Here is an 18,014-nt window from a genome sequence, read left to right as displayed (position 1 = left end):
ACCATGACTCCGACCTTCTCCATCGGGCACGTCGACCCCACGGCGTTCGATCCCTTCGCCTGGTTCAACGTTGTCGGGGAATTGGGCTGCGTCTTCTGGGTCGCCGCCTACGTCTTCATCATCTGGCAGTGCGCCAGGGACAAGTCCTACGGCCTTCCCCTGGTGGCCATCTGCATGAACCTGTCCTGGGAGTTCCTGGCCTCGTGGGTCCTCCCCAATCCCGTGCCGCTCTGGCACTTCTTCGATCGGGTGTGGTTCTTCGTGGACCTCATCATCGTCTACCAATTGCTGCGCCATGGGCGGCAGTGGCAGACGATTCCCGAGGTCCGCGACCACTTCTACGCCATCATCGGCGTCACGACGGTGCTCTCGGGCATTGGCCTCTACGCCTTCTATGTCCAGTACTACGATCTGCTGGGACTGGTGGGCGCGTTCATGATCAACCTCGTCATGAGCGTGACGTTCGTCTTCTTCTACTTCTCGCGCCGGCACCAGGGCGGGGCAGGGCTCTCGGTGCCCGCGGCGTGGTGCAAGATGCTGGGCACGTTGGGCACCTCCATCGAGTGCCACTACGTGATTGGCATGAGCCAGCCGTGGCTCGGTGGGCTGCACTTCCTCACCTTCCTGTGCCTCTCCATCTGGCTGGTCGACTGCGTCTACATCTATCTGGTGATGAAGGCGCGGGTGACGGCACGGGTGCCGGAGAAGACTCCGGCCCTGGCGATCGCCTGAGCCCTGGACGGCTCAACGGAAGTCGGCGGCGTGGTCGATGGCCCATTCGCCGAACGTGTGGGCGGGCGCTCCCGTGACTTCTTCGACTGTGCGGGAGACCTGCTCCGGCTCCTTCACGCATCGGGCATGGTAGTCGAGGATTCCATCCACCACGGACGGCGGCATGAAGGCGACCAACTGCTGTCGCATGATCTCCGGCGGGATCTCCTCGAAGCGCGCGGGACGCCCGATCGCCTCTCCGATGAGCCGCACCTGCTCGGCCTGGGTCACCGCCTGGGGACCGGTGAGTACGTACTTCGCCCCCTGATGTCCGTCGCTCGTGAGCGCGCGGACTGCCACCGCGGCGATGTCCCTCTCGTGAATGAGTGACCTGGCCGCTGCCGCGAACGGCCAGCGCACGACACCCTCGGCGCGGATCTGGGGCGCCCACCACAGGGTGTTGGAGGCGAATCCACCGGGCCGGAGAAAAGTCCACTCCAGCCCCGAGCGTTCAATCTGCCGCTCGATGGCCGCGTGGAACGATGTGATTGGATCGGCCTGAACCTCCAGCTCGTCTCGCACTCCGAAGGAGGACAGGTAGACGATGCGGCGTGCATGTTTCGCCAGGGCACCGACTACCCCGGGCGCTGCCTCCGCCGTGAGCAGTGGCCAGAGCAGGAACACGCGCTCGACGCCCTGGAGGGATGCCTCGAAGGTCGCCGGATCGGACAGGTCCCCGCGAACGAGTTCGACCCCCTCCGGGAGGTTCGCGGCACCGGGATTGCGGGTCAACGCGCGGACCGCGATGCCCATGCGTAGCAACTCGGAGATGACGTGTCGGCCGACCTTGCCCGTCGCGCCAGTGACCAGAATCGGGCTGCGCTTCGAGCGCGTGCTGGCGGGCTCGTGGTGAGTGGCACTCATGTGACTTCTCCCTGCCCCTGAAGGGGCACGTGCGAATGCGCTCAACCTACGAGTTCAAGTGAACTTGAAGTCAAGGCTCAGGGCTTCTCCGCCGGGCCCAGTCTGCGCAGCAGGGCCTCGTAGCGGGGGTACACCCACTCCACGCCCTTCAGGAGCAGGGTGGTGACCAGGACCAGTCCCATCCAGCTCACGAGGTAGAGGCCCCACCCCAGCTTGTCCTTCGCGAGCCCTGCGAAGGAGATGCCGCCGACCTGGTAGTAGAGGAGCATCTCGTGGAAGAAGTAGCCCGCGAGCGAACTCATCCCCAGCGTCTCGATGAAACGCACTCCGAGTCCCTGCTTCCAACGCTCCGGCATCCAGGACTCGAGGAACAGCAGCACGATGAGCGCCAGCGACACGATGGAGAAGCGCTGGCCGTGGTTGCCAGGGCTCGTGGCATGGAACATGTGAGGCGGGTAGACGGACGTGAAGAAGGGCCCGAGGCGGGCGAATACGACTCCGATGCTTGCGGTGACAACCAGGAACCACTGGAGGCGCCGGACGCTCCCTCCCACGGCCAGCGCCCCCACGGCGGCGCCCAGGAACACGTAGCCGGTCCACGGCAGCAGCGGGAACACCGCCTGGTGCGGCCCCTTGCGGTTGACCGCGTCCGCCCAGGGGCCCGTGACGAGTTCTCCGTAGGGACTGACCAGGAACAGCCCGAGCGCGATGGCCAGAGCGCACACCGAGAGGAGAACCGGCCGGCGCGCGAGCCCGGCGAGCAGGGGCAGCGCGAGCAGGAGCGACACGCCAATGCACGGCAGGATGTCCAGCCGCAGCAGCCACTCGGGCTGGCGCGTCCATGGAAACCAGATGGCGTTGACGAGGATGCCCACGCCCAGCACCTCGCCAATCCGGCGCAGGCTCCGGCGCACCCTCGGCCAGCGCGGCCCCTGGGCCCCTCGCACCTGCACGAGCGCCAGACTGAAGCCCGCGGCGAAGATGAAGGATGGTGCGACCAGCCCGTTGATCCAGTTGAGCTGGCGCCCCTCCTCGGAGGTCCGAAGCTCCGGGCGCAGCAGCACCAACGCATGGGTTTCGATCATGAAGAGAACGGCCAGGCCTCGGAGCCAGTCGAACGCTTTGATCCTGGAAGAAGTGGGAGCCATGGAAACGTGAGAGGGTAGCGAGCACACGGGAGGCCATGCCTAGGATGGCGCCGCTTCATTCCAACAAACTGGGGGCATGGATGACGAGCTGGCGCATCTTGACGGCAGTGGCAGTGCTGGGGTTCACCGCGGCATGCGGCGGGGATGATGAGGAAGAAAATCCGAACGGTCTTCAGGGGACGAAGATCGACTGTAGCTGGTTTGAGGCCGACAACTGCTACAAGCGGGCGCTGACGGTCGTAGCCGCCTGCGTCCCGGCGGAGTCGGACCAGGGAACCCTGACGGCTGCTGGCGACAAATGCACCTATGGCTCGGGGCACACCGTCGTCTTCAACACGCCGCTCCCCCAATCCTCTTCTGAAGACTATCTGTGGGATTTCTCGCTCTCGTCGGGTGCGAGCCAGTGTGTTGCCTACAAGGAGACCGACCTGGGCTTCAAGCTCACGACGCCCAGCGGCACGTTCTCCGAGGAGTTCAAGGGGCAGTCCCTGCAGATCACCTGCCCGGACGGCAGCAAGTTCTACGTGGAGAATGGCTTCCAAGTGCTGGACTGCAACCTGAGCCATCTTCCCGGGTACTTCTCGAGCGGAGGCTCCTCCGACCCGTCCTTCGGGCTCATTGGCGATGGCTCGGGCGGTGTCTCCGTCTTCTCGTGCTCGCAGTAGGCACGCGGCCCTGACCGCAGGGCGGTCAGGCGATGCGGTCCATCCTCACGTCCACCTCGAGCGTCTCGGGCCCGCCGCCCACGAAGATGGTGCCCGAGGTGGGCGTGGCATCCCCGTAGTTGCGCCCCACGGCGACTCGCACGTGGCTCGTCTGCGAGAGGATGCCGTTGGTCGGGTCGAAGCCACGCCAACCCACCTCGGGCAGGTATAGCTGGAGCCAGGCGTGGGACGCCTCGGCCTGACGCTGGTTCGGGTTCTGCGGACCACAGTAGATGTAGCCGCACGTGTAGCGCGCCGGCACGCCCAGCAGCCGCGCCATGCAGATGAACAGGTTGGTGAAGTCCTGGCAGACGCCGCGCCGGTTCGAGTACACGTTGAAGGGCGTCGTGTGCACCGTCGTCGAGCCCTGCTGGTACGTGTACTCGCGGAAGATGGTCGAGTTGATGTCCAGCAGCGTGTCGAGCAAGTCGTAGTCGTTGCGCTCCACGAAGCTCATCGCGTACTCGGTGAGCTCCATCAGCTCGGTCTCTGGCAGCTCCTGCGGTAGCAGGTACGGCTGCAGCACCTGCCGCTGCCAGGGCATCCACACCAGCGGGATGGAGCTGCGCGCCCGAGGCGCCCGGAACTGGAGCGGATCCGTGTCGTAGAGCTCCACCGTCGAGCGCGCCTCGATGGCGAGTTCCGTGTAGGGCGTCTCGATGTGCACCCGCGTGGCGCGGTTGCCGAACACGTCCTCGTACTCTCGGCGCTGCCCGTCCACGGACACGTGCAACTGGTGGCCAATCACCGCCTGCAGCTCGTCATGGATGGGCCGCAGCCGCAGCACGTGGGTGCTGCGCTCGATGGGGTTCTGGTAGCGGTACACCGTGCGGTGGACCACGGAGAAACGTTGCACCTCGGCCTTCCTGGGCAGCCTCAGGTCCTGCACCCGGGCGATGAACGGTTGCTGAATCACCGGCGCTTCTACCACCGGTGGCGGCGCGGCGGGAGCCGGCGCCGGAGCCGCGAGCTGGGTGTCCGGGATCTGCTGCTGGGTCTGCACCTGCAGCGCCACCTGTACCTGTGGAGGCGGCAGCGTGGCCTCGGCGACGACCGCGCCCTGGCGGATGCGCAGCAGGGTCCCCGGGGTGAGTTGCTTCCAGTCCATCTTGGCGTTGCCCACGGGCTCCAGCGGGTTGGAGCAGATGATGACGCCCTTGCGGCTCTTGATGCCGCGCTTGGTGAGGTCGACGAGCACGTCGTTGTCACCGAAGACGAGGCTGTCGTGGGGCGGCTGCAGCGTCCAGACGTAGAGCGGGTGCGCCGGGTCCCGGTCCGCGTAGACGCACAGGTCCTTGCCGTCCGTGAGGACGGTGGTGACCGAGCCGTGCGCGTTGACGGAGGCGAAGAAGGCGCGCAGCCGCTCCGGGTCGATGTCTCCAAGGGTGCGCCACCCGTTGTCGGAGATCATCGACATGAGCTGGCAGAAGATGAGCTCGGTGTCCGTGGAGCCGATGGGCTCGAAGCGCTGCGGGCCGGTGGGCTCGATGCGGTGGGACAGGCTGCCCGAGTGCGCCATGAGCCAGTCGCGTCCGCCCCACGAGCGGCGGAAGGGCTGGGTGTTGGCGGCGGAGATCTGTCCCCACGTTGCCGTGCGGATGTGCACCAGGAACACGGAGGAGGCCAGGTGCTCCCAGGCCTTCACCAGCTCGCTGCGGATGGAGCCCGGCGGCGGCGCGGCTTCCTTGAGCACCTCCGCGGCGGGATCGCCTCCCGGGTAGTAGCCGATACCCCACCCGTCCGGGGGCTTTCGATCAGGACTGAGACAACGCAGGTCGAACGAGGGGGCAAGCTCCCCCTCGAAACTCATGGCAAGGACGTTCGGCATCCGATGACTTCTCTAAGGTGTGCGCACCAGGCGCGGCGCTCGGAAAATCGTAATCGCGCCGCCCATGTGCAAGAAGGGTTCCCCCCAGCGAGGACTTCGCCGGGGGAGTGCGTCGGGTACGGGACAGTCACCGCCAGACGCCTCGGATGGGCACCACTCAGCCCTGCTCCTGTGCCTCCTCTTCCTTGGTGGGGACGGGGACAGGGTGGTCGATGGGGAGGCGGCGCAGGTCGAGGGTGACCGGGGCCTCGCCGCTGACCGGGGCCGGCTGGGCCTTCACCGGCCACGAGAGCGGTGCCGCGGAGGTGAAGCGCTGCGCGCGGCGGGCCGAGGCCTCGAAGCGGGTGAGGGGCGGGGAGGAGAAGGCCCGGCCCTCTGGATGCCAGACGTGGTAGGCGCAAGCGCCCACCGAGCGCTGCCCCCAGGTGTCGAGCAGGTCGAGCCGGATGGGGTGGTGGATGCCCAGGTGCGCGTGCAGGCTGTGCGGCGGGGCCCAGGCGCGGAACCGCACGCCGGCCACCCACTCGTTGGCCTTCGCGGTGGGCGTGAGCGGCAGAGCGTGGCCGTTGACGAGCAGCAGGTGGCGCTCGGGGACGAGGCCGGAGACGCGCACCTCGATGCGCTCCATGGACGAGTCCACGTAGCGCGAGGTGCCGCCCGCGGTCAGCTCCTCGCCGAGCACGTGCCAGGGCTCGAGGGCGTTGCGCACCTCGATGACGACGTCGCCCATCTGGGCCCGGCCCGCGAGCGGGCAGCGCAGCTCCAGGAAGGGCGTGTACCCCTCCAGCGGCAGGGAGATGCCCTGTGACGCGAGGTGGCCGAGCACGTCCTCCAGATCGCGTCCCAGGTAGTAGGGCAGCAGGTACTTGTCGTGGAGCGACGGGCCGAAGCGCGCCAGCTTCCCCTGGTAGGGCTTCTGGGCGAAGGCGGCGAAGAGCGAGCGCACCAGGATGGCCTGCGCCGTCACCATGCGCGCGTGCGGCGGCATCTCATAGGCACGCAGCTCCACCAGGCCCTGCCGGCCGGTGGACGTCTGCGGATCGAACAGCTTGTCCAGGCAGAGTTCGGCCCGGTGGGTGTTGCCGGCCACGTCCACGAGCAGGTGGCGGAAGAGCTGGTCCACGAGCCACGGCGGCGGGGCGTCTCCCGCGTTGAACGCCTTGGCCAGGGCGATCTCCAACTCGTAGAGCGAGTCGTGCCGGGCCTCGTCCACGCGGGGAGCCTGCGACGTCGGGCCGACAAACAGGCCGGTGAACAGGTAGGACAGCGACGGGTGGTGCTGGGTGAAGGTGATGAGCGAAGCCAGCAGCTCCGGCCGTGTCAGCAGGGGGCTGGTCAGGGGCGTGGAGCCGCCGACGGTGATGTGATTGCCTCCGCCGCTGCCGGCCATGCGCCCGTCGAGCAGGTATCGCTCGCTGTGGAGCTCCGCGTGGAGCGCCGCATCGAACACCTGTTCCACCAGCTCCGTGTACTCGCGGCTGTTGGACACGGGTGGGAGGTTGACCTCGAGTACGCCGGGGTCCGGCGTCACCGCGAAGCGATACAGGAGCGGCGAGGAGGGCGGCGGGTAGCCTTCCAACTGGATGGCGATGCCCGTGCGCTGGCGGGCCCCGTCGATGAGCGTGATGAGCTCGATGAAGTCCTCGGCCCGGGCGAACGGCGGCAGGAACACGTGCACCGTTCCTCCGCGCGCCTCCACGCACAGCGCGGTCCGGACCCTTGCCGGACGGCTGGCGCGCTCCGCGGCGACGAGCTTCCGCTGCTCCGCCTCCTCCTCGGAGGGCGCACGGCGGGGATCGATGGGCTCGTACGGCTCCTCCCAGGGCTCGGAGAGCGGGTCTCCGGCCGACAGCGAGCGCAGCGGCAGCCGCAGGCCGACGGGGCTGTCTCCGGGGAGCAGGAACAGGTGGCGCCTGCGGAACTGCCAGTGCTCGCTCACCCAGCGCCCGTCCGGCTGCCGCGCCAGGGGCAGCACGAAGCCCACCTCCTTGCCAAGCCCGCTGCCGAGCACCCGGGCCAGGCGACGACGCTCCTCGGAGTCCGAGAGGTCGGCGGTGAGCGGATCGATGTCCACCGGCAGGTTCGCCTCGTCCTGGAGGAAGCGCCACGGATCCTCGTACGCGGCGAGCACCTGATCGCCCAGGCCCAGACGTGAGGCGATCTCTCGGACCACCTCGCGCGCCTGTGCGACCCCGGCGTTGTCTCCGGTGGCCACGGCCTCGCCCGTCCAGAGGGGCACCCGGTCTCGTCGGCCGCAGATGTCGAGCGCCCAACGGGGCAGGCTCTCGCCGGGGTAGTGCTTACCCGGGCGCAGCAGCAGGGCGGCTCCAGGCGAGAGCCTCCGCTTGAGCTCCTCGGCGAGCTTCACTCCCAGCTTCCACTTGGTCTCGCCCAGTGCCTCGCCGTTCCACTCCGGCAGCTCCGGGTGCTCGCGCGAGTTGAAGGTCGGCTCGCCGCCGATGGTGAGCTTCACGCCGCGCTCGAGCAGGAGCGCGTCCGCGCGGTCTCCACCCGCACGCAGGGCCTCCCACACCTCCTCGGTGTAGGGAGCCGTGGGGCGGGGCTCGTGACCGAGCCGGCCCACCGTCATGGAGAACTGCACCTCGGCCGCGGCGGTGTCGCTAGTTCCCTCGATGGGGGCCGCCAGCGCCGGGGCCGCCGTCGCGGCGAGGGGAATGTGTCCCTCGCCCGTGAGCAGGCCGCTGGTGGCGTCGAGGCCAATCCATCCGGCTCCGGGCAGGTACACCTCGGCCCAGGCGTGCAGGTCCACCACGTCACGGCCGACGCCGCGCGGGGCGTTGGGGATCATTCCCTCGTCGGTGAGCTGGACCAGGTAGCCACTGACGAAGCGGGCCGCAAGCCCGCGCGAGCGCAGCGCGGCGATGAGCAGCACCGCCGAGTCCCGGCAGCTTCCCCTGCCGGCGGCGAGCGTCTCCTCGGGAGTGTAGATGCCGGTCTCCTCGCGGATGACGTAGCGGATGTGGCGGTTCACCCGCTCGTTGATCTCGATGATGAGGGGGACGGTGGGCCCGGAGCGAGGCAGCTCCTGGAGGAAGGCCTCGAGCCGCTCGCCGCCCTGGAGCTCGGGGGTGTTCACCTCGAGGAAGGGCTTGAGCTCCTGCTGCAGCTCCTGGGGGTAGGTGAACGGCACCGTCTCGCAGCGGTTGTCGACGAAGAAGTCGAACGGGTTGATGGGCCGGATGTCGACGGCCAGTTGCACCGTGACCTGGAACTCCGGGACGCGGATTCCCTGGGGGAAGGTGACGCGGGCCACCCGGTTGCCGTACGGGTCCTGCTGCCAGCGCACCTGACACGTGGAGGGCTCCACCGTGAGGCCGTAGGTCTCGATGGCGGCGCGCGCGTGGACCGCGGGGCGGAGTCGGATGAGGTGGGGGCCGAGTGCAGCGGGCTTCGGGTAGCGATACGTGTTGCGATGCTGGATGAGCAGCCGCACGGAGTCCTCCAAGGAACGCCGCCAAGATACCCCAAGCGGGCTCTCGGGCGTGGGAAGCGTTGCGGGCTGTCAGGCGGGAGCGCGCCACACCGAAGGCGCCTGGGACGGGGCCCCCCTGTCGGCGGAACCTGGAGCCAACTGGTATGACAAGTGGACCAGCTGGTACGAGGCTCGCCCGGGGGGCACTGCGTCCTCTGGGGCTTTAGCGGCTGGTGCTGGAGGAGCCGGAGGGAAGCGAGGGCGCCTTGGCGCTGGTAGCCGCCGCTGCCAGGCTGCGGGGCTTCATCACCTGCGCGCTCATCCGCGCCGTGAAGGCTCGCGGGGCGAAGCGGGGCAGGTGGGATTGGATGAAGTTGCGCCAGCCGGGAATGACGGAGGGATTGCCTCGGTCGAGCGCGCGCAGCCCCGCGAGCACCACGCTCTCGGGAGTGACCATCGTTCCCACGGCCGCCTCCCGCGTACCCACCACGTCGAAGAACCCCGTCTCCACCGGCCCCGGGCACAGCGCGACCGCGCGCACTCCGCGATCGCGGTTCTCCGCCCACAGCGCTTCCGTGAAGGAGAGGACGAACGCCTTGGTCGCTCCGTACACGGCCATGTACGGCACCGGCTGGTACCCCGCGATGGAGCTCACGTTGAGGATGCCGCCCAACCCCCGCTCGATCATCGCGGGCAGGAAGAGCCGGCAGAGATCCATCACTGCGGTGACATTGAGCATCACCTGCTCGTGCTGGCTCTGGAAGGACAGCCCTTCGACGGCTCCCAGGCCGCCGAAGCCCGCGTTGTTGATGAGCAGGTCCACGCTCAGCCCCCGCTCCTCGCAGCGCGCGTGGAGCTCGCGGGGCGAACCCTCGCGGCTCAGGTCCGCGGCGAGCACCTCGGCCTGGATGCCGTGGGCCTTGCTGAGCTCCGTGGCGAGGGTGCGCAGCCGGGCCTCCGAGCGCGCCACGAGCACGAGGTTCATCCCGCGCGACGCGAGCGTGCGGGCAAAGGCCTCACCGATGCCGCCCGAGGCACCCGTGATGAGTGCCCGGTGGCCGCGGTAGGGGAAGGGACCGGAGGGGGAGAGCAACTGGGGACGGTTCGCAGTGGGGTCAGTCATGTGCTACAGAATGTGAGCACTCGCTCACGTTCTCAACTCGCCTTCCGCTCACATTTCGCCAGGAGCCCTCCATGACGCGCAGCCCTCGCGTTCTCCCTCGGAGAAAGCCTCGCCAGTCTCGCGCGCAGGCCACCTGTGACGTCATCCTGACGGCCACTGCTCGCGTTCTCATCAAGGACGGTTATGAGGCCGCCAGCACCAATCGCATCGCCCAGGAGGCCGGGGTGAGCATTGGCTCGCTGTACCAGTACTACCCCTCCAAGGAGGGGCTCGTGCTCGCGGTGCTGGAGCGCTACCACGCCCAGGGCGTCGCGGGGGTGGAGGCGGAGCTGGTGAGGCTGGCCGAGGAGCCTCTCCCCGTCGTCATCAAGGCGCTCGTGCGGCACGTGCTGGCCACCAAGGCGGAGAATCCCCAGCTCCACCGGATGCTCGTCGAGCAGCTCCCCCGCCTGCGGCAGCACTCGCAGGTGGATCCGTACACCCAACGGCTCTTCCGGCTGCTCCGCGCCTTCCTCGAGCCCCGGGCCCGGGAAATCCGCCCGAGCAACCTGGACATGGCCGTCTTCGTGCTCGTCCATGCCGTGGAGGCGCTCACCCACGCTGCCGTCACCGACAGGCCCGAGTACCTGAACAGCGAGGCCTTCGCGGACGAGCTGAGCGAGCTGGCCCTCAACTATCTCCGCCCCGAGCCGGCCCAGGCCAGCGCGGGGCGCCTCAGGGCTGTCTCCTCGGCCTCGGCCCGGCGGTGAGCCCGCCGTCCACCGCTACTCCTGGGCGGGGTAGATCTGCCCGCGCATCTCCCCGTAGTAAGTGTGCGCCTTGGTGTGGAGGTTGAAATACAGCACGCCCTTCCTCGCCAGATACTCGAGGCTGGCGATCGTCTTCGACTGGGTCGGGAAGCCCAGCTCCGCGGGGCAGCTCTCCGGCAGCATGGGCTTCAGCCCCTTCATGTCCTTGATGAAGACGATGTTCTTGTTGGTGATCTCCAGGGACATCTTGCCGTTGGCGAGCTTCTTCGAGGGGCTCTCGCTCTCGCCGAAGTCCACGATGATGGGGCCCAGGACTCCCGGCGGGCCGCAGTGGATGTGGAACATGATGATGTCCTCGGCGTTCACCCCCTGGATCTCGACGTCCACGTAGGCCTTGCTCAGGTCCTTGGCGAACCGGAGTTGCCCCCACCCTCGGGACTTCCGGTTCTCGCGCAGGGTCGAGGGCGCCGTGGACCCCAGGCTCTTCTCCAGCAGCTTGGGGACTTCCGTCTCCTCGCCCGGCTGCTGGGAGGGACTCATGTAGGCCTCGTAGACCGTGAAGGTCGTCGCGCCGAGGGCCGGGTCCTTGGCGTGGGCAGGCAGCGAGGACAGAGCGAGGACGAAGGTGAGGGCTGCTGGCATGCGCATGGAGCACTCCACGGGGTTGGGAACGCTCCCACTCGTAGCCCCTCCCATGCGGGGGAGATGGCCAAAGATGGCCATTCGGTGTCCGATGGCTGTGCACCGGAGGCACGAGCATGGATCTGGAAGAGTTGCGCGCCTTTCTCGACGTCGTGGAGACCGGCTCCTTCCTGGCCGCCGCGGAGTCTCTGGGGGTATCGCGCACGACCTTGAGGCGCCGCGTGGAGGCGCTCGAGGCTCGAGCCGGTGTGCCCCTGCTCAAGAGCACGCGGCAGGGCATCCTCCTGACCGAGGCTGGCGAGGTGCTCGCCCAGCGCGGCCGCATCATGATGCAGGAGACGAGCGCGCTGCTGGCTTCCATCCGCGAGGTGGGCCATGAGCCCTCGGGCATGCTCCGGGTGGTGATGCCGGTGGGCTTGCCGCCGCACCTGCTCACTCCGCTCTTCGGGCTGCTGAGGACCCACTATCCGCAGTTGAGCGTCCACGCCCGCTTCAGTGCGGACCCGCTCGGTGGACCGCTGGATGACGTGGACATGGCGGTCCACTTCGGAGAGGACACTCCCCGGGGGCCGTGGCTCTCACATGTAGTGATGCGGGTGCGAGAGGGCCTGCTGGCCAGCAAGGAGTATCTGGAGCGGAGAGGAACCCCCCGCTCGCTGGACGAGTTGCAGGGCCACGAGCTGTTCGCCTGGGAGTCGCCGGGAGAGGATGCCCGCATCTGGCCCACGCTCCGAGGGGCCACGTTCACGGTCGAGCCGGCGCTCATCACGGCCGACATCCACTTGATTCGCTCGTGCTGCATCGCGGGGTTGGGGGTGGGGTTGGTGCCCAGCGTCGAGCTGCCCGATCCCAATATTCCCGAGGATCTGCTGGTGCCCGTACTGCCCGAGGTGGTGGGCCGCGAGCGCTCGGTCCGCGTCAGCGTGCCCGAGGCCCTGGCCGAGATCCCCAAGATCAAGCGGGTTCTCGGGCACATCCGCCAGGCCCTCGAGCCCCTGTGAGCGGCGGGCTCGGCTCAGGAAGCCAGCGCCATGGTGTTGGAGGTGTTCTGCAGCACGCGCTTGAACAGGCCGAAGTGCTGCGGAGGGATCCGCACCATTTCGGACGGGTGGATCTTCACCGGGGGCTGCTTGGCGAAGTTGGTCGCATCGACGAACCAGGAGCGGCTGTAGACGATGTAGACGATGGGCCGCGGGTGCTCGGAGACGTTCGCGGTGCCGTAGTGCCACAGCCGGTAGTCCATGAAGTAGCAGCTGCCCATGCGCCCGTAGGGCAGCTCGTGGCGGGCCCGGTCATGCTTGATGTCGGCCAGCGCGACGTGCGCGTGCGTCCCGGGCAGCATGGCCGTCGTCCCGGTCTTCTCGTCCAGATCGAGCAGCGGGATCGCCACGGTAATGGCGTAGGGATCGAGGCTGGCCCCCAGGGTCTTCTGGGGAAAGAGCGGGGGATGGTCCGCATGCAGGTGCTGCTCCTTGGCACCCGGGTAGGACGTCACGCACGTCAGGCTGTTGATCAGGAAACCCGGCTCCAGGAGCTTCTCCAGCAGGGGCATCACGAACGCGTTGGCGTACAGGCGAGGGTCGAAGAAGGGCGGCTTGATCGCCGGCGAGATCATGAAGCGGTGATCGCCCACATTCAGGTTCGTCTTCTCGATCTCCTCCTCGGTCAGGTGGCCGTAGGCCGCCTGGTAGGACTCCCGGAGCTGGCGGATGAAGTCCACATCCAAGGCGTTGTCGATCGCTAGGTAGCCCGACGCGTTGTAGAGAGCGAGCGCCTGGTTCAGCGACTCGGGGGTGAAGGCGCCCTGCGAGAACTCCTCGGGGGACACGGTGATCAGCGCGGTCACGACAACTCCTCTCTTCGGGAAGGGCACATCCAGCGGTCGTGCGAGAGTCTAGCGTCAGGCCGGACCATCGGAAAACGCGACCCGGTGGAGGAAGGATACGAGCATCTTCCGGTGATCGATCTTGGGCAGCAGCTCGCCCTCGGCGTAGTCCGGGAACGCATGCAGCCGGCAGTTCGGCAACAGGCCCAGGCGCTCCGCGTGCACGGCGCTGTGGCTGCCCGCATGCCAGCTCTGGGCATCCGGCACGGTGCTGAAGAGGATGTCCAGCTTGCCTGCATGCCGGGTCTCCGCCGCCAGTCGCAACAGGTCTCTCGGGCCGGTCGTGGGGGGCTCGCTGTCGAGCGCCGCCAACATGGGAAGGTGGCGCGAGTCGTGGCACAGCCGCGCGAAGCGCTCATCGAGCAGTGATAGCGGGTTGATTGCGACGGCGTGCTCGGCGCGCAGGAGCATCGCGAACATGAGCGCCGCGTAGCCTCCCACGCCGTTGCCCAGGCAGACGATCCGCTCGGGCTGGATGGCCGCGATGAGGTGACCGAGGGCTTTCGCGACAGCGAGAGCGTCTGCGCCCAGTCCCGGAGCGCCTCGCATCCACCACTGGCGCTGGGGATCTCGCAGCAGGATGCGGTTGAGCGGGCGCCCGAGTTTTGCCTTCAGCCTCTGGCTGATGGCGAAGAAGTCGAAGCCCACCGGCTGCTCGGGGGCGGCATCTCCGAACGAGAGGAGCAGCGGTGCATTCGGCGTCGCCTTGTTGAGCAGGAGCACCTGCCCCGCTGCCTCGAGGTCCGCCACGTTGTTCGCCTTCTCATCGAACCCGGGCAGGACGCGCAGCATGGTGGCCAGCTCTTCATTGAAGGTGCCACGCCCCGCTGGGCGCTCCTGGACCGGCTCTCCGGCGCGCGGCATGTAGCACTCGAACCGAGGCGGGGCTCCTTCGCGGGGCGGCTGGTCGAAGAGGCACTCCAGCAGGATGCCGTCGAGCCTGCCGCTCCGGGAAAGGTTCAGGGCCGCGTCGTCATGGTGCGCTTCGGGGATGCAGTGGATCCGGAGCTTCGGCAGGTTGCCGAAGCGGTGGGCATGCATGACGTCGATGTTCACCGCGTCGGGAGCATTCTCGCCCGCGCTGCTGCCGATGATCAGATCGAGCCGGCCCTGGAAGTCGACCTCGCGAGCGATCCTCGGCAGGTCGAGATAGCGGTTGCCCGGTGGCGCGGCGGCCACGGCATCCATCGCCCACAGGAAGCGCTTGTCGTTGTAGCGCCGCGCCAGGTCCGGATCGAAGTGGGACAGAGGCCCGATGCTGACGATGCGGTCCGCACGCAGCAGCATGCCGAACAGCACCGCGGCATGGCCTCCCATGGAATCGCCGATGCACCACACCTGGCTGGGGCGGATGGCCGCGATGAGCTGCTTCAGCCGCGCCACGACCTGATCGACGTCCGTCCCCAGCCCGGGAATCCCGTGCATGAACCAGTGGAACGTCTTGTCGCGCAGCAGGATGCGGTTCAGCGGCTGGCCCGTGAGCTGCTCCAGCTTCTTGCTGCGCCCGAAGAAGTACAGAGGTGGATGCTGGTTCCACACGACGTAGGAGAAGCTGATGACCAGCGGAGCCCCAGGTCGGACGGCATCCACCACGAAGTCGTCATCAGTCGCCTCGACCGCGGCGTTGTCGAGCGGGGGCAGTGCGGTGAGCTCGGCCTCGAGCTGGGCAGGATCGTCCCAGTGGAAATTCATGGCTCTCCATCATTGACGGAATCCACCCCTGCTGCCACGCAAGGCCTGGCTCCGGGGTGTGCGAGTATCCCACCAGCGGCTGGAGAACTCGTCAACCTGTCGGCGCCGGAGCGTTGACAACCCTCGGGCGTCCGCGCAGTTTGCGCAGCTCTTCCCACCGAGGAGCCCATGTCCGACGCCGAGTCCTTTCACGGCCACGCCCACTTCGCCGCGCCGCCCCCGGGAGTCACCGTCCGCCATGACTGGACGCTGCCGGAAGTGCGCGCGCTGTACGAGCTGCCGCTGCTGGAGCTGATCCACAAGGCGCAGACGGTGCACCGCGAGGTGTTCCAGGACAACAAGGTGCAGCTGTGCTCGCTGCTGTCCATCAAGACGGGCGGCTGCCCCGAGGACTGCTCGTACTGCCCGCAGGCGGCGCGCTACAAGACGGGCGTCAAGGCCGAGAAGTTGATGGCGGTGCAGGAGGTGCTCGAGGCCGCGTCCAACGCGCGCGCCGCCGGAGCCACCCGCTTCTGCATGGGCGCGGCCTGGCGCGAGGTGAAGGACGGTCCCCAGTTCGACAGCGTCCTGGAGATGGTGAAGGGCGTGCGCAGGTTGGGCATGGAGGCGTGCGCCACGTTGGGCATGCTCACCGAGAGCCAGGCGAAGCGCCTGCGCGAGGCCGGCCTGTCCGCCTACAACCACAACCTGGACACCTCCGCCGAGCACTACGGCGACATCATCTCCACGCGCACCTATGAGGACCGGCTGAACACGCTGGATCGCGTGCGCAAGGCGGGCATCTCCGTGTGCTCGGGCGGCATCATCGGCCTGGGCGAGTCCGTGGAGGATCGCTGCAAGCTGCTGCTGACGCTGGCGAACCAGGAGGTGCACCCCGAATCCGTCCCCATCAACGCGCTCGTGGCGGTGGAGGGCACGCCGCTGGCGAACGAGAAGCGCGTGGAGACGGTGGAGATGGTGCGCACCATTGCCACCGCGCGCCTGCTCATGCCGCTGTCCATGGTGCGCCTGTCCGCCGGCCGCAAGCAGATGAACGAGGAGGCGCAGCTGCTGTGCATGCTCGCGGGCGCCAACTCGCTCTTCTTCGGCGAGAAGCTGCTGACCACCGGCAATCCCGAGTACACCCAGGACATGGCGCTGCTCGAGAAGGCCGGCATCAAGCCGCTCGAGCCGGACGTGTCGCGTTAGGCGTATGGGCCAGGAAGCCGAGGGGATCGCCACCGCGTGGGCCCGGGAGGACCTGGAGTCCCTGGCCGCGCGAGGACTGCGCCGCTTCATGGAGCCGCTGGAGCCCGGGCCGGGCGCCGTGGTGCGCGTGGGCGGCGAGACGTTCATCAACTTCTCGTCCAACGACTATCTGGGGTTGGCGTCCTCGACCACGCTGCGCGCCGCGGCCATGACCGCGCTGGAGCGCCACGGCGTGGGCACGGGGGCCAGCCGCATCGTGGTCGGTGATACCCCGCTGCACCACCAGTTGGAGGCCCGGCTCGCTGCCTTCGAGCGCTCCGAGGCCGTCCTCCTGTTCAACACGGGCTTCGCCGCCAACACCGGCATCATCCCGGCACTCGTGGGCTCTGGCGATGCGGTGTTCTCCGATGCGCTGAACCATGCCTCGCTCGTGGACGGGTGCCGGCTGTCTCGGGCACGCGTGGTCATCTATCCGCATGCGGATGTCGAGGCGCTCGCGCGAGTTCTGGCGGAGACGCCGGCTCGCCGCAAGCTGGTGGTGACGGACACGGTGTTCTCCATGGATGGAGACCTTGCCCCGCTGCGGGAGATCCTCACCGTGTGTCGTGAGCACGGCGCCGCGCTGATGGTGGACGAGGCCCATGCCACCGGCGTGCTCGGGGCGCGCGGGGCCGGGTTGTGCGAGGAACTGGGCGTGGAGGCGGAGGTGGACCTGCGCGTGGGCACGCTGAGCAAGGCGCTCGGGTGCCTGGGCGGCTACGTCGCCACCTCGAGCGCCCTGGCCGAGCTGCTCCTCAATCGGGCGCGGCCTTTCGTCTTCTCGACCTCACTGCCCGCGGCCCTGTGTGCAGCCGCCGAGGCCGCCGTGGACGTGGTGGAAACAGATGTCCCGCTGCGGGAGAAGCTGTGGCGCAACATCCGCCGCTTCTCCAACGGCCTGCGCGCCCTGGGAGTCCCTGCCGAGCCTCGCTGCGCCATCTTCCCGGTCATCCTGGGTGAGGCGGACGAGGCCATGGCCGCCGCGCGCCGCTGCCGGGAGCGAGGGTTGTTGGTGAAGGCCATTCGCCCGCCCACCGTCCCCGAGGGCACCAGCCGCCTGCGCTTTTGTCTCTCGGCGGCTCACACCGAAGGTCACATCGATCTCGCACTGGAAGTGCTGCGCCAGCTCGGAGTGCATCGTGGCGGATAGAACCCCAGAGCCGATCCCGGAGGACCCGTTCACCCAGAGCGGAGCCGCACCGTTCCAGATCTTCGTCACGGGCACGGACACCGGCGTGGGCAAGACGCAGGCCTCGTGCGCTCTGCTGTCCCTGCTCGTGGATGCCGGGCTGCGGCCCCAGGGCTTCAAGCCCTACGAGAGCGGATGCAAACCCCTGGCGGCTCCCGCGGACACGCTCGCCATGCGCGCGGCGGCCCGGAGCGAGCTGTCCGTGGACGCCCTCTGCCCGCACCGCTTTCGTGCGCCGCTGGCTCCCGGAGTGGCAGCGCGCAGGCTTGGCCGCGAGCCTGACTGGAACACCACGCTCGCTGCCTGGGAGCGGCTGCGCCATGGCCCCGTGGTGGTGGAGGGCGCGGGTGGCCTCTTCGTCCCGCTGGACTCCCGGCGCGACATCATCGACCTGATCGGCGCGCTCCAACTGCCCGTGCTGTTGGTGGCGCGGGCGGGGTTGGGCACGCTCAATCATACAGCTCTGTCGCTCAAGGCCCTGACGGATCGCGGGCTGTCTGTGCGGGCCGTGCTGCTGAGCCGGAGCACACCCACGCGAGACCCTTCGGAGCGCGACAACCGGCTGCTGCTGGAAGAGCGACATGGACTTCGAGTGCTCGGTCCAGTTCCTTTCCTGCGGGATGATCGCCGCCGCCACGCCGCATTCCGCGCGGCGCTGCGTCCACTTCTCCCACATCGCGCCCGAGGCCGATAAATCGGCCTCCGCCGCGTTCGGACTGCTACAGGTCGCGCAAGTTTTCGTGTGTCGCGGCCGTGAAA

Annotated in this window: 15 protein-coding genes; 7 read left to right on the top strand and 8 right to left on the bottom strand. The window is 68.3% G+C overall.

From position 1 onward, the window contains the following. Window positions 1–3 precede the first annotated feature (3 nt). Window positions 4–732 (top strand): transmembrane-type terpene cyclase, encoded by a 729-nt coding sequence (locus KY501_RS45445; RefSeq protein ID WP_224371024.1) that lies wholly within the window; start codon window positions 4–6, stop codon window positions 730–732. 12 nt (window positions 733–744) lie between these two features. Here the strand turns inward: KY501_RS45445 and KY501_RS45440 are convergent, their stop codons facing one another. Then, window positions 745–1,635, bottom strand: coding sequence for an NmrA family NAD(P)-binding protein (locus KY501_RS45440; protein ID WP_224371022.1), 891 nt, complete (start codon window positions 1,633–1,635; stop codon window positions 745–747). A gap of 77 nt (window positions 1,636–1,712) precedes the next feature. Then, a complete protein-coding gene (locus KY501_RS45435) occupies window positions 1,713–2,783 on the bottom strand; it encodes a heparan-alpha-glucosaminide N-acetyltransferase domain-containing protein (protein ID WP_224371020.1) in 1,071 nt (356 codons plus the stop codon). A 44-nt stretch (window positions 2,784–2,827) separates the two neighbouring features. On the opposite strand from KY501_RS45435, the gene KY501_RS45430 reads away from it, so the two are divergent. Then, window positions 2,828–3,448 (top strand): hypothetical protein, encoded by a 621-nt coding sequence (locus KY501_RS45430; protein ID WP_224371018.1) that lies wholly within the window; start codon window positions 2,828–2,830, stop codon window positions 3,446–3,448. Between the two features lie 25 nt (window positions 3,449–3,473). On the opposite strand, the gene KY501_RS45425 is transcribed toward KY501_RS45430, so the two are convergent. From KY501_RS45425 to KY501_RS45415, 3 genes are all read right to left on the bottom strand, one after another. Further along, window positions 3,474–5,315, bottom strand: a complete 1,842-nt coding sequence (locus KY501_RS45425) for a class II glutamine amidotransferase (protein ID WP_224371016.1) — start codon at window positions 5,313–5,315, stop codon at window positions 3,474–3,476. Between the two features lie 157 nt (window positions 5,316–5,472). Beyond that, complete coding sequence (locus KY501_RS45420; RefSeq protein ID WP_224371014.1) at window positions 5,473–8,769, bottom strand: transglutaminase family protein; 3,297 nt, start codon at window positions 8,767–8,769, stop codon at window positions 5,473–5,475. 202 nt (window positions 8,770–8,971) lie between these two features. After that, window positions 8,972–9,871, bottom strand: coding sequence for an SDR family NAD(P)-dependent oxidoreductase (locus KY501_RS45415; RefSeq protein ID WP_224371012.1), 900 nt, complete (start codon window positions 9,869–9,871; stop codon window positions 8,972–8,974). A gap of 71 nt (window positions 9,872–9,942) precedes the next feature. On the opposite strand from KY501_RS45415, the gene KY501_RS45410 reads away from it, so the two are divergent. Further along, entirely contained in the window at window positions 9,943–10,620 is a 678-nt protein-coding gene (locus KY501_RS45410; protein WP_224371010.1) for a TetR/AcrR family transcriptional regulator, read from the top strand. Window positions 10,621–10,635: 15 nt separating this feature from the next. On the opposite strand, the gene KY501_RS45405 is transcribed toward KY501_RS45410, so the two are convergent. After that, window positions 10,636–11,268, bottom strand: a complete 633-nt coding sequence (locus KY501_RS45405; protein WP_224371008.1) for a CHRD domain-containing protein — start codon at window positions 11,266–11,268, stop codon at window positions 10,636–10,638. Between the two features lie 110 nt (window positions 11,269–11,378). Here KY501_RS45405 and KY501_RS45400 point away from each other — a divergent pair, with 110 nt between their 5' ends. Next, a complete protein-coding gene (locus KY501_RS45400; RefSeq protein WP_224371006.1) occupies window positions 11,379–12,263 on the top strand; it encodes a LysR family transcriptional regulator in 885 nt (294 codons plus the stop codon). A gap of 14 nt (window positions 12,264–12,277) precedes the next feature. On the opposite strand, the gene KY501_RS45395 is transcribed toward KY501_RS45400, so the two are convergent. Further along, a complete protein-coding gene (locus KY501_RS45395) occupies window positions 12,278–13,108 on the bottom strand; it encodes a phytanoyl-CoA dioxygenase family protein (protein ID WP_224371004.1) in 831 nt (276 codons plus the stop codon). A gap of 54 nt (window positions 13,109–13,162) precedes the next feature. Then, on the bottom strand, window positions 13,163–14,839 hold the full coding sequence (locus KY501_RS45390) for an alpha/beta hydrolase family protein (RefSeq protein WP_224371002.1): 1,677 nt from the start codon (window positions 14,837–14,839) through the stop codon (window positions 13,163–13,165). 168 nt (window positions 14,840–15,007) lie between these two features. On the opposite strand from KY501_RS45390, the gene bioB reads away from it, so the two are divergent. Genes bioB through bioD form a run of 3 tightly spaced genes read left to right on the top strand, consistent with a single transcriptional unit; the run spans window position 15,008 to window position 17,949 of the window. Next, window positions 15,008–16,027 (top strand): biotin synthase BioB, encoded by a 1,020-nt coding sequence (gene bioB / locus KY501_RS45385; RefSeq protein ID WP_224371000.1) that lies wholly within the window; start codon window positions 15,008–15,010, stop codon window positions 16,025–16,027. Window positions 16,028–16,031: 4 nt separating this feature from the next. Further along, on the top strand, window positions 16,032–17,216 hold the full coding sequence (gene bioF / locus KY501_RS45380; RefSeq protein ID WP_224370998.1) for an 8-amino-7-oxononanoate synthase: 1,185 nt from the start codon (window positions 16,032–16,034) through the stop codon (window positions 17,214–17,216). Next, complete coding sequence (bioD, locus tag KY501_RS45375; RefSeq protein WP_224370996.1) at window positions 17,206–17,949, top strand: dethiobiotin synthase; 744 nt, start codon at window positions 17,206–17,208, stop codon at window positions 17,947–17,949. The genes bioF and bioD overlap by 11 nt, the downstream gene beginning before the upstream one ends. Window positions 17,950–18,014: the final 65 nt, after the last annotated feature.

Origin of the sequence: Hyalangium versicolor (assembly GCF_020103695.1) — a bacterium.
GTDB classification, from domain to species: domain Bacteria; phylum Myxococcota; class Myxococcia; order Myxococcales; family Myxococcaceae; genus Hyalangium; species Hyalangium versicolor.
Note: the sequence above shows the minus strand (reverse complement) of the source record. Positions and strands in the feature narration are given on the sequence as shown.